The 11,846-nt window shown below is 73.5% G+C and carries 12 protein-coding genes and 1 rRNA gene; 3 read left to right on the top strand and 10 right to left on the bottom strand.

What is annotated here, in order from left to right; translation table 11 throughout:
* Window positions 1-204: 204 nt before the first annotated feature.
* Entirely contained in the window at window positions 205-483 is a 279-nt protein-coding gene (locus POF43_RS28720) for a glutaredoxin family protein (protein WP_271313286.1), read from the bottom strand.
* Between the two features lie 163 nt (window positions 484-646).
* On the opposite strand from POF43_RS28720, the gene POF43_RS28715 reads away from it, so the two are divergent.
* The 3 genes from POF43_RS28715 to POF43_RS28705 all read left to right on the top strand — a co-directional run bounded on the left by POF43_RS28715 (window position 647) and on the right by POF43_RS28705 (window position 4,469).
* The gene (locus tag POF43_RS28715) at window positions 647-1,618 is read left to right on the top strand and encodes an HAD family hydrolase (protein ID WP_271313287.1); all 972 of its coding nucleotides are present in this window, start codon (window positions 647-649) and stop codon (window positions 1,616-1,618) included.
* 412 nt (window positions 1,619-2,030) lie between these two features.
* Window positions 2,031-2,960, top strand: a complete 930-nt coding sequence (locus POF43_RS28710) for an ECF subfamily RNA polymerase sigma factor, BldN family (RefSeq protein ID WP_282704834.1) — start codon at window positions 2,031-2,033, stop codon at window positions 2,958-2,960.
* Between the two features lie 267 nt (window positions 2,961-3,227).
* A complete protein-coding gene (locus POF43_RS28705) occupies window positions 3,228-4,469 on the top strand; it encodes a DUF5667 domain-containing protein (RefSeq protein WP_271324047.1) in 1,242 nt (413 codons plus the stop codon).
* A gap of 78 nt (window positions 4,470-4,547) precedes the next feature.
* On the opposite strand, the gene POF43_RS28700 is transcribed toward POF43_RS28705, so the two are convergent.
* The 9 genes from POF43_RS28700 to rrf form a co-directional block, all read right to left on the bottom strand.
* A complete protein-coding gene (locus tag POF43_RS28700; RefSeq protein ID WP_271324048.1) occupies window positions 4,548-5,735 on the bottom strand; it encodes a lysophospholipid acyltransferase family protein in 1,188 nt (395 codons plus the stop codon).
* Between the two features lie 58 nt (window positions 5,736-5,793).
* Entirely contained in the window at window positions 5,794-6,840 is a 1,047-nt protein-coding gene (locus POF43_RS28695) for an NAD-dependent epimerase/dehydratase family protein (protein ID WP_271313291.1), read from the bottom strand.
* Window positions 6,841-7,000: 160 nt separating this feature from the next.
* Window positions 7,001-7,099, bottom strand: a complete 99-nt coding sequence (locus tag POF43_RS28690; protein WP_003948845.1) for a 30S ribosomal protein bS22 — start codon at window positions 7,097-7,099, stop codon at window positions 7,001-7,003.
* A 163-nt stretch (window positions 7,100-7,262) separates the two neighbouring features.
* Entirely contained in the window at window positions 7,263-7,475 is a 213-nt protein-coding gene (locus tag POF43_RS28685; protein WP_271313292.1) for a helix-turn-helix domain-containing protein, read from the bottom strand.
* Between the two features lie 150 nt (window positions 7,476-7,625).
* Window positions 7,626-8,441, bottom strand: a complete 816-nt coding sequence (locus POF43_RS28680; RefSeq protein WP_271313293.1) for a phosphatase — start codon at window positions 8,439-8,441, stop codon at window positions 7,626-7,628.
* A 197-nt stretch (window positions 8,442-8,638) separates the two neighbouring features.
* Window positions 8,639-9,814 (bottom strand): acetoin utilization protein AcuC, encoded by a 1,176-nt coding sequence (locus POF43_RS28675; protein ID WP_271324049.1) that lies wholly within the window; start codon window positions 9,812-9,814, stop codon window positions 8,639-8,641.
* Window positions 9,783-10,994 (bottom strand): MFS transporter, encoded by a 1,212-nt coding sequence (locus POF43_RS28670; RefSeq protein ID WP_282698944.1) that lies wholly within the window; start codon window positions 10,992-10,994, stop codon window positions 9,783-9,785. The genes POF43_RS28675 and POF43_RS28670 overlap by 32 nt, the downstream gene beginning before the upstream one ends.
* Before the next feature lie 19 nt (window positions 10,995-11,013).
* The gene (locus tag POF43_RS28665; RefSeq protein WP_271324051.1) at window positions 11,014-11,658 is read right to left on the bottom strand and encodes an HAD family hydrolase; all 645 of its coding nucleotides are present in this window, start codon (window positions 11,656-11,658) and stop codon (window positions 11,014-11,016) included.
* A gap of 79 nt (window positions 11,659-11,737) precedes the next feature.
* A 5S ribosomal RNA gene (gene rrf / locus POF43_RS28660) occupies window positions 11,738-11,846 on the bottom strand; the annotation flags it as partial.

Here is an 11,846-nt window from a genome sequence, read left to right as displayed (position 1 = left end):
GCACCTCACCGGTCCCACACCGAAGCCCGTCACCGGTCCGACCCGGCGCACCTCACCGGTCCCACACCGAAGCCCGCGACTGCTCCCACGCCGAAGCCCTCCGCAGGTCGGCCCGGCGTACCCCACAGGCCCGGCGCCGAAGTCCGTCACCGCTCCCGCACCGGGCGGCCGTCCGGGCCCGGCGCAAGCCGCCCCCGGCCCGGGTCAGGCGCCGAGTGCCTTGCGGAGCCGTTCCTCCTTCACCTGCCAGAAGTCGTGCTGGGCGCCGTCGATCAGTACGACGGGGATCTGCTCCCAGTAACGGTCGTACAACTCCTGGTCGGTGGTGATGTCCCGCTCCTCGACCGCGCAGCCGACCTCGGCGGCGACCTTCTCCACCGTCGCGCGGGCCGCGTCGCACAGGTGGCAGCCGGGTCGGGTGATCAGCGTGATCGTGCGGGACGCGGGATCGGGCCTGGTCGCCCGGCGCAGCAGGGGGCTCATCGGGCCATTGTGCCCCGGCCGCCGGACCGCCCCCGGACGGCGTCGGCGGGCCGGCCGCAGGCCCGGGCGCGGCGCCCGCCGGACACCTCCCGGACGCCACGTCTTCACGGCGCGGCCCCCGGACAGCGGAGGGACTGTCAGGCCGAGTGGCTATGCTCGGCGTATGGCCCATCCGTCGCGCGGCCACCTCTCCGGTAGCGGGCCCTTCGGGACGACCCTCCGGTGGGGATGGCTCCCCACGCGTCATCGCCCCTCAACTCCACGCAGCGTCCTGGCCGGAGCCGCCTCCGCCGAGGCGGCACTGGCCACGCCGCACCGATCCGCCGCGCCGCCCCGGCGCGAACCGCAGTTCCCGGTGGCCGGCGACCCGCGCGCCGCCGCCTTCTTCGACCTTGACAACACCGTCATGCAGGGCGCCGCGATATTCCACTTCGGCCGCGGCCTGTACAAGCGGAAGTTCTTCCACAAGCGCGACCTGGTGCGGTTCGCCTGGCAGCAGGCCTGGTTCCGGCTGGCGGGCTCGGAGGACCCGGCCCACATGCAGGAGGCCCGCGACAGCGCGCTGTCGATCGTCAAGGGCCACCGCGTCGAGGAACTGATGTCCATCGGCGAGGAGATCTACGACGAGTACATGGCGGGCAAGATCTGGCCCGGCACCCGGGCGCTCGCCCAGGCCCACCTCGACGCCGGCCAGCCGGTGTGGCTGGTGACCGCGGCACCGGTGGAGACCGCCAGCATCATCGCCCGCCGCCTCGGCCTGACCGGCGCGCTGGGCACGGTCGCCGAGTCGGTCGACGGCGTCTACACCGGCCGCCTGGTCGGCGAACCGCTGCACGGCCCGGCCAAGGCGGAGGCCGTCAAGGCGCTCGCCACCGCCCGCGGCCTGGACCTGTCCCGGTGCGCCGCCTACAGCGACTCGGCCAACGACATCCCCATGCTGTCGCTGGTCGGCCACCCCTACGCCATCAACCCCGACACCGCGCTGCGCAAGCACGCCCGCGAGCACGACTGGCGGCTGCGGGACTACCGCACCGGCCGGAAGGCGGCCCGCATCGGCCTGCCCGCCGCGGCCGGCGTCGGCGCGGTGGCCGGCGGCGCGGTGGCCGCGGTCGCTCTCCAGCGCCGCCGCCGCTGAACCGTTCCGCCCGACGGCGCCGCCCGCGCCGTCCCCCTGAGCCCCTCACCGCACGCCCGGTGCCGATCGCCTTCGGCACCGGGCGCCGTCGTTCCCGGCCCCCGCGAAGGGGCGATCCGGACTTTCTACCCCGGTCGGGCGCACGGCAGTCGCGTTGACCCCGGAACGCCACAACACGCCCCGCGGGCGGTCGCCGAGTGCTGCCAAGTGGTCAACTTGCGCCGCCGAAAGCGAACTTGAACGGTCACCATTCCGGTACGGAGTGGGCGCAAACGACGAATTCGGCAACTCGGTGTAACACCGTCTGTACGAAGCGTTATTCTCCTCAGACGCACACCGGTACCCACACGTCGCTACGACGGGTGAACGGTCCCGTACTGCTCGTGATGGAAGTCCTGCCTCTGGGAGTCCCGTGTACCCACTCGTCGGGGTTGACGCCTCAGGCCTCACGACGCTGCGCGAGCATGCCGCTCGCTGCCTGCGCCTGGCCCTCCCCGTGTACGCCGTCCCCGCGTACGCGGCATCCGCATCCGCCCGCTCCCCGCAGGCCGGCGGCACCCCGCTCGCCTCCGGCGCGGTCAACCCCGCGGCCGGCAGACCGATCCGCCTCTCGCGGCGCGCCGGCGCCCCCGGACCGGCCGGCGGCACCGCCGCCACCCCGGCGGCGGCGTCCGCGCCCGCCCCGCGCACCGGTGGCGGCACCGGTCCACCGGCCGCGGCGCAGGCGCCACCGCCGGCCCCGCCGGCCGCCCGGTCCGCCGGCCCGGCCGCCCGCCGCTCCCCCTCCGACCAGGACAGCCTGCGGATGATGGAGCTGGTCGAACGCGCCCAGGCCGGTGAGGCCGACGCCTTCGGCAGGCTCTACGACCACTACGCGGACACCGTGTACCGGTACATCTACTACCGGGTGAGCAGCAAGGCGACCGCGGAGGACCTCACCAGCGAGACCTTCCTGCGGGCGCTGCGCCGGATCGGCACGTTCACCTATCAGGGGCGCGACTTCGGCGCCTGGCTGGTGACCATCGCCCGCAACCTGGTGGCCGACCACTTCAAGTCCAGCCGCTTCCGGCTGGAGGTCACCACCGGCGAGATGCTCGACGCCAACGAGGTGGCGCGCAGCCCGGAGGACTCGGTCCTGGAACAGCTGTCCAACGACGCGCTGCTCCACGCCGTCGGCCGGCTCAACCCGCAGCAGCAGGAGTGCGTGCGGCTGCGGTTCCTCCAGGGGCTGTCGGTCGCCGAGACCGCGCGGATCATGAGCAAGAACGAGGGCGCGATCAAAACGCTCCAGTACCGCGCGGTGCGCACCCTCGCGCGGCTGCTGCCGGAAGACGCCCGCTGACGGCTGTCGCGGCCCCCGCGCCGGCCCGTCGTCCCACCCGCACCGCACCCCGTCGCACCGGGCCGTCCGGTCACCTCCTCCCGGTCGCGTAACCCGGGCGCCGCACCGCTCGTTGCATGGGGTGCGGACCCCCCACGGTCGCACGTTTGGTCGCAGGCGGCCGCTCCGCTCGCTCGGCAACCACCCGATCGAGTGGCGTGGCCCGCACTGCGCAACCCTTCGGAAACCCGGGGGAGTCGATGGTGATGACGAGAGGAGGTGCCGCCCGTGATCGGACACGCAACGGCGCACCGGCGGGCGAACGCCTTCGCCCAGGCCCTGGAATCAGCGGGCACGCGGTCGGCGGACGCCCGGCCGGAGGGCGCGCTGGAGCAGGTCGAGGAACCCGCGGACCGGCACGCCGACCCCGGCCAGGGGCGGCTGCTGGCGCTGGCGGACACGCTCGGCGGGCTGCCGAAGCCCGTCCTGGACCCCGAGGTGAGGACGGTCCACCGGGCACGGTTGATCGCGGCGATGGAAGCCGCGCTGGCCGACGGCACGATGGAACCGGCGACCCGGGTTCCGGAGCAGCGGTCGGCCGCCGGGACGCACCGGGTGGGCGGCGGCCTGCGGCGGCTGCGCCCCCGCGGCGGCTGGTCGCGGCGGCTCGCGGCGGGCGGCCTGACGGTCGGCGTGGCGGCCGGGGCGTTCAGCGGTGTCGCGGCGGCCAGCACCAACGCGCTGCCCGGCGACACGCTGTACGGGCTGAAGCGCGGGATGGAGGACGTGCGGCTGGGCATGGCCGGGGACAACGCCGACCGCGGCAAGCTGCTGCTGGACATGGCGACGATCCGCATGCAGGAGGCACGCCGGCTGATGGACCGCCGCAGGTCCGGCCCGCTGGACGCCGACTCGCTCGACGAGGTGCGCGGCGCGCTGCTCGGCATGCACAACGAGGTGGCCGAGGGCCATCAGCTGCTCAGCGCGGTCTACCGGCAGGACGGTTCGCTCGCCCCGATCGAGGCGCTCAACTCGTTCTCGCAGCAACAGCGGCTGCAATGGGCGCAGTTGCGCGCCCAGCTGCCGCACCAGCTGCGCGGGGTGGGCAACCAGGTCAGCTCGGTCTTCGACGCCATAGAGCGTGACGTCGCTCCGCTGAAGGGCGTACTGCCGGTCCCCCCCGCGCAGCACGGCCGCACCGGGTCGCCGTCCGGTCTGCCGGGCGCCGACGCGACGCACGGGTCGCAGTCCCCGTCCGGCACGGCGGCCCCCGAGTCCAACGGGCCGACAGCGTCGCACAGTTCGGGTCCTTCGGCGCCCACCAGCTCCGGGCAGGGCCTGATCGGCGGCTCGGGTCTGCTGGACCCGCAACCGGTCGGCGGCACCCCGTCGGCCGGCGCGGAGCAGAGCGGTACGCCGGGCACCGGCGGCACCGCGGGCGACGGCAAGGGCCAGTCCGGGGTCACCCTGCCCCCGTTGCTGCCCGGTCTGCTGCCGGGGCTGGGGCTCAGCGGCGACGACACCAAGTAGCCGCCCGCCCGCACCCGTCGGCGCCCGGTCCCCGCGCGGGGGCCGGGCGCCGACGGCGTCGCGCGGCGGACGCGGGGGTCAGAAGAAGACCGAACGGCGCTGGACCAGCAGTTTGTAGAGCGTGTGCTGGATCGTCTCGCGCACCTGGTCGGTCAGGTTGAACACCAGCATCGGGTCGTCCGCCGCCTCCGGCGGGTAGCCGTCGGTGGGGATGGGCTCGCCGAACTGGATGGTCCACTTGGTGGGCAGCGGCACCATGCCCAGCGGCCCCAGCCACGGGAACGTCGGGGTCACCGGGAAGTACGGGAAGCCCAGCAGCCGGGCCACCGTCTTCGCGTTGCCGACCATCGGGTAGATCTCCTCGGCACCGACGATCGAGCACGGCACGATCGGCGCCCCGGTGCGCAGCGCGGTCGCCACGAAGCCGCCGCGGCCGAACCGCTGGAGCTTGTACCGGTCGGAGAACGGCTTGCCGAGCCCCTTGAAGCCCTCCGGCATCACCCCGACGATCTCGCCGCGCTCCAGCAGCAGCTGGGCGTCCTCGGAGCAGGCCAGGGTGTGGCCGGCCTTGCGGGCCAGCTCGTTGATCACCGGGAGCATGAACACCAGGTCGGCGGCGAGCAGCCGCAGGTGCCGGCCGGCCGGGTGGTGGTCGTGGATCGCCACCTGGGTCATCAGCGCGTCCAGCGGCAGGGTGCCCGAGTGGTTGACGACCACCAGCGCGCCGCCGTCGGACGGGATGTTCTCGATGCCCTTGACCTCGACCCGGAAGTACTTGTCGTACAGCGGCCGCACCAGCGACATCAGCAGGTGCTCGGTGAGGTCCTCGTCGTAGCCGAAGTCGTCGACCTCGTACTCGCCGGTGAGCCGCCGCCGCAGGAAGGCCAGCCCGCCGGCCACCCGCCGCTCCCAGCCACCGGCCCGCGCCGCGCTCCGCCCGGCACCGCCCGGGTGCGCCGGGTCCCCGCCGTCGCCGTCGTGGTCTCCGTCGGTGTCGCTGCCGGCGTCGACGCCGTCCTCGCCGAGGTCGGGGCCGGGCCGGTCGGCGCCGACGCTGTCGCCCTCGGCGTCCGGCGGGCCGTCCGCGGTGTCCTGGGCGGCGCCTGCCGGACCGGGGGCGCCGGGGTGGCCGCCGGGCAGGCCGGCGGCGCGGACCGCGGCGAGCGCGCCGCGGTCGGCCGGGCCGCCGGGTTCACCGGAGCCCTCGCCGCCGGATGCCCCGGCGGCGGACGGCTTGCGCAGCGGGATGACCTTGGCGTCCGCCATGGTGCGGTTCCTTCCCGTGGAACTGGTTGCGGGTTGTGACGGCCCCGGGGGCACGGCGTCACGCGTCCTTCGGCACCGGCAGCGCCGCCGCGACCCGGTCGACCGCCCGGGACAGCCGCTCCGGCGCCAGCACACCGGGGCCCCGCCCGGCGGCGAACGCCTGGAAGGTCTCGGCGGTCGTGTACGACGGGCTGAATCCCAGTGTCTCGCGCATCTGCCCGGTGTCCACCACCCTGCCGTGCGTCAGCAGCCGGATCTGCTCCGGCGAGAAGTCCGACAGGCCCACCCGGCGCAGCGCCGACCCCATCCAGGTCACGGTGGGCAGCAGGACCGGGATCATCGGCCGGCCCAGCCGCCGGGCCGCCTGGGACAGCAGCAGCACGCCGTCGCCGGCCACGTTGAACGTCCCGGCGTTCAGCGTGCCGCGGGCCGGCTCGCGCGCGGCGATCCGCAGCACCTCGACCACGTCGTCCTCGTGCACGAACTGCAACCGCGGGTCGTAGCCGAGGACGGTGGGCAGCACCGGCATGTCGAAGTACGCCGACAGCGGCGACTCGACGTTGGGGCCGAGGATGTTGGCGAACCGCAGCACCGCCACCGCGACGTCCGGGCGGCGCCGGGCGAACCCGCGCACGTATCCCTCGACCTCGGCGGCGTCCTTGGCGAAGCCGCCGCCCGGCAGCGACTTCGGCTGGGAGTTCTCCCGCAGCACGGCCGGGTCGCGCGGCGCCGAACCGTAGACGTTGGTCGTGGACTTCACCACCAGCCGCCGCACCGAGGGCGCCTTCTGGCAGGCGCCCAGCAGCTGCATGGTGCCGATGACGTTGGTCTCCTTGACCGCCGAGCGTCCACCCCGCGTGCGGCCGGGCGGCGTGGGGTTGACGTCCATGTGGACCACGGTGTCGACGTGGTGCTGGGCCAGCACCTTGGCGATCACCGGGTGCCGGATGTCGGCGCGCACGAACTCCGCGTCGTCCAGGGCCTGTTGAGGCGGTACCGCGTCGACCCCGATGACCCGGTCGACGCCCGGGTCCCGCAACAGCCTCCGGACGAACCGGCCGGCGAGCGGCCTGGCCACTCCCGTGACGAGCACGACGTTGCCCACGTTCGAGGCCTTCCCTCGCGACGGCTTTGCGGCCACCGTATCGGTTCGGCGGTCCGGCACCGCGCCAGCGCAGCGCGGCAAACGGCGGGTCCGGACATGCCACTGCCCCCGGACCGCGACGTACCGCGGAGCCCGGGGGCAGCGAAGCGAACGAACTCGCCTACTTCTTGTTACGACGCTGCACGCGCGTGCGCTTGAGGAGCTTGCGGTGCTTCTTCTTGGCCATGCGCTTGCGGCGCTTCTTGATGACAGAGCCCACGACTACCCTCGCTCACGATTGGGATCACTCGGTGCGGGGCGTCCGAGCCCACACGACCTACGTCGGGCAAGACTACCCGTCCGCTCCCGGCAGGCGTAATCCGGGGTGCGGCAGCGGTACCCGACGAGGCCGACCGTTGCGGCCTGTGGACCGAACCGGCAGGTCAGGCCGATTCGCCCATGCTGACATAGGAATCCCGCAGGTAGTCCTGGACCGCCTGCTGAGGAACCCGGAAGGACCGTCCCACCCGGATCGCCGGCAGATGACCACTGTGCACCAGGCGGTACACGGTCATCTTGGACACTCTCATCACCGTCGCCACCTCGGCGACGGTCAGGAACTGGATCTGGCCGAGCGCGTTCTCGTCTGTTGACATGACAACACCCTGATCCTTCCGCCCGTGGCGGCCACCGGCTTCCCCTCCGGCGGCGCTCCAGCGGCCACGCGCTACGTCCAGGTTAGGTGCGGATGAGGCGAGTGGGGAAGAGGAGCCCCCACCGGCGACCGGACCGCACCACGGCGCCGCTCACCGCGACAGGTGGGCCCGGTCGAGGACGTAACGGGTCAACGGACCGTAGTAGTCGGACCGCGCCGCGTCATCGACGGGCACCGTGACCGCCACCCGTCCCTCGGCCTCCCCGACGAACGGCGCCGGGTCGTTGACGTCCCCCAGGCCGATCGCCTCGTACCCGAGCTGACCTGCGCCGCAGACCCAGCCGTGGTCGCCCACCACCAGCCCCGGCAGCGGACCGCCACCGGCCGCGGCCGCCGCCAGCGCCATCCGCACCGGCAGCGGGGAATGGCTGTGCACACCGGCCTCGCCGCCGCCCGCTTCGGCTCCCTGGGGCCGCAGTACGGCGACGCCGTGCACGTAGTCCAGCAGGTGGGTGCGTAGTCCGAACCGGGTCGAGATGTCGATAGATCGACCATACGCGGGGGTGAGAACCCGACAGCCCGCCGCCGACAGCGCCCCGGCCAAAACGGCGTAGAACCCCAGGAGCCGCTCCGGATGCCCGGTCCCCAGCAGCACCGGCGCCCGGTCGCGCGCGGCGGTGGCGATCCGGTCCGCGAACGCGTCCAGCCCGGCCAGCGTCAGATCCGGATCGATCTCGTCCGGCCCCGACCGGTACCCCGGGTCCGGCGACACCCCGCAGCGGTCCGCCATCAGCCCCAGCAACTCGCCCGGCGTCCAGCTGCCCTTCGGGTCGAGCCCGATCAGGAACCGCTGATCCCCCTCCGCGAACAGCCGGTAGCTGCGCAGACTCTCCTCCCGCGGCGTTCCCACCGGCCCAGCCAGCCGCGCCGCCAGCAGATGGGCACGCAGCGCACCGACACTCACCATGTACGGATGATGACCCAGGTCGGCCACGAAATGTCCTGGTCTTCGCGAAGTCCGCCCACACCAGCGACAAACCGTACCCACTAACGAACCGTCAGGTGGCAGTCGTTGATACGACCCCGTGCTGATATGCCCCGCGTTCGTCCGACCGGTCCCGCCACCGGCGCCGGCCGGACTCCGCAGGCGACCCGCGGGCCCGGCTACGGCAGCAGCCCGTGCGACGGGAAGACCGCCTTGCGGGTGGCGAGCACCGCCTGGTCCAGCCGGTCCGCCGGGTCGTACCCGTCGTCGAACGGCCGCCAGCTCGGCGTGGTCCCGTCCGTCATGCGCTCCGGCGCGCGCTCCCCGGTGCGCCGCGACACCTCCGCACGCCACTCGGCCGGCGTCTCCGCCTCCGGCGGCACCGGCGCGCCCGCGACCAGCGCCACCAGGTGCGTCCAGGTCCGCGGCACCACGTCGACCACCGCGTACCCGCCGCCGCCCAGCGCCACCCACCGGCCGCCGGCGTACGCGTGCGCGAGCTCGTGGCACGCCTCGGCCACCGCCCGCTGCGCGTCCACCGTCACCGCCAGGTGGGCCAGCGGGTCGGCCAGGTGCGAGTCGGCGCCGTGCTGGCTGACCAGCACCTGCGGCCGGAACGCCGCCACCAGCTCCGGCACCACCGCGTGGAACGCCCGCAGCCACCCGGCGTCCCCGGTCCCGGCCGGCACCGCGATGTTGACCGCCGTGCCCTGCGCGCCGTCGCCACCGCACTCGGCCGGCCAGCCGGTCTGCGGGAACAGCGTGCGCGGATGCTCGTGCAGCGAGATCGTCAGCACCCGCGGGTCGTCCCAGAACGCCGTCTGCACCCCGTCGCCGTGATGCACGTCCACATCCACGTACACCACCCGCTCCGCGCCCAGCTCCAGCAGCCGCGCGATCGCCAGCGCCGGGTCGTTGTAGACGCAGAACCCGGACGCCGAACCCGGCATCGCGTGGTGCAGGCCGCCGGCGAAGTTCACCGCGTGGTCGGCCACGCCCTGCCACACCGCCTCGGCGGCCCCCACCGACTGCCCGGCGATCAGCGCCGAGACCTCGTGCATCCCGGCGAACGCCGGATCGTCCTCGGTGCCGAGCCCGTAGGAGCCGTCGGCGCTCAGCGGATCGGCCGACACCCGCCGCACCACGTCCACGTAGTCCGGCCGGTGCACCAGCCGCAGCGTGGACTCCCCGGCGGCCGGCGCCGCCACCACCGACAGCCCCGGCGCCCGGTCCAGGCCGAACGACCTCACCAGCGCCATCGTCAGCGCCAGGCGCACCGGGTCCATCGGATGCCCGGGCCCGAAGTCGTAGCCCGTCACCGCCTCATCCCACATCAACTGTCCGCGGCCGCTCATGCCCGACACCGTACCCGTCCGTTTTGCCGCGGAAGGACCCGGCGTACACCAGCGTCACCGCGACCAGCACCATCGGCACCAGCATCGCGCCGCGGTAGCTCCATGCGTCGCCCAGCGCCCCCACCAGCGGCGATCCCACCAGGAACCCCACGTAGTTGAAGACGTTCAGCCGGGCGATCGCCGCGTCCGACGCGCCGGGGAACAGCCGGCCGGCCGCAGCGAACGTCTGCGGCACGATCACGCACAGCCCGAACCCCAGCACCGTGAACCCCAGCATCCCCACCCCCGCGTCCGGCGCGCCGGCCACCACCGCGAACCCCAGCGCCGCCAGCACCGCCCCCACCCGGATCACCGCCACCGCCCCGAACCGCCGCACCCCCGCGTCCCCCACCGCACGCCCCAGCAGCGTCGTGACCATGTACACGTTGTACGGCACCGTCGACAGCTGATCCGAGCTGTGCAGCACGTCCTGCAGATACTTCGCACTCCAGTTGGACACCGTCGAGTCCCCGATGTACGCGCACGCCATCACCACGCACAACGGCACCAGCAGCCGGAACCCGCGCCCCGCACCGCCCGCCGGCTCCCCGGCCCCCTGCGGCACCGCGCCGGGCGCCGCGTCCACGAACCACCGGCCGGCCACGACCGCCAGCGGGATCAGCACGACCACCACCGGCCCGTACAGCTCCGGCAACGGCAGCCGCCAGTGCGCCCCCACCCACGCCAGCGACGCCCCCGCGATCCCGCCCAGGCTGTACGCCGCGTGGAACCCCAGCATGATGCTGCGCCCGTACGTGCGCTGAAGGCTCACCCCCAGCATGTTCATCGACGCGTCCAACGCGCCCACCGTCAGCCCGAACACCCCCAGCGCCGCGGCCAGCTGCCACACCGCCGTGCCGGAACCGGCCGCCAGCAGCGCCAGGCACACCACCGGCTGCACGCAGCGCAGCACCACCGTCGGCCGCACCCGGCGCACGACGTGCTCCGTCGTCACGCTCCCCACGCCCGCCAGCACCGGCACCGCCGCCAGGAACACCGGCAGCCACGCGTCGGAGATCGCGTACCGCTCCTGCAACCCCGGAATCCTGGTCACCAGCAACGCGAAGACCGCGCCCTGCACGAAGAACCCCACCGCCAGCGAGCCCCGCCCGCGCCGCAGCCGTACGTCAACGCCGCTCATGCGGGGGAGCGTAGGCCGATCAGCCCAGCAGGTCGAGGAGTTCGGCAGGGTCGGTGAACAACGCGGTGGCCCCGCCCAGCTTCTCGCGCGGCGTCATCGCGGCGAACCCGTACACGTCCATCCCGGCCGCCACCGCCGCCTCGACGCCGAGCGGACTGTCCTCGACCACCGCGCACCGGCCGGCCGGCACCCCCATCGTGCGGGCCGCGTGCAGGAACAGGTCGGGCGCCGGCTTGCCCCGGCCCACGTCGTCGGCGCTGAAGACGTGCGCCGGATCGATCCACCGCGCCAGCCGCGTGGTGCGCAGGGCCGTCCTGATCCGCTCGTGCGACCCCGACGACGCCACGCAGTACGGCACCGCGTCCGCCCGCAGCTTCTCCAGCACCTGCGCCACACCGTCCACCGGCCGCAACCGCGCCTCGAACGCGGCGAAGACCCTGGCGTGGAAGACGTCGTCGAACCCGTCGGGCAGTTCCTTGCCCCACCGCTCGCGTACGAGGTCGTGGACGCGGTGCATGGCGGCGCCCATGTAGTCGCGGATGGATTCCTCGTACGTCGTCGGGTGCCCGAGTTCGGTGAGGTAGCCGGCGAGAATCCGGTTCGAGATCGGCTCGCTGTCCACGAGCACGCCGTCGTTGTCGAAGATGACCAAGTCGTACCGCATTCGGCCATCTTATCGTCAACGCAAAAATGACCGTTGGCTCCAACAGATCAAATCTGCTGGAGCCAACGGCCCAAAAAATGTTCGGCGGCGTCCTACTCTCCCACAGGGTCCCCCCTGCAGTACCATCGGCGCTGAAAGGCTTAGCTTCCGGGTTCGGAATGTAACCGGGCGTTTCCCCATCGCCATGA

Source organism: Streptantibioticus silvisoli (assembly GCF_027947535.2).
Lineage (GTDB): Bacteria > Actinomycetota > Actinomycetes > Streptomycetales > Streptomycetaceae > Streptantibioticus_C > Streptantibioticus_C silvisoli.
Note: the sequence above shows the minus strand (reverse complement) of the source record. Positions and strands in the feature narration are given on the sequence as shown.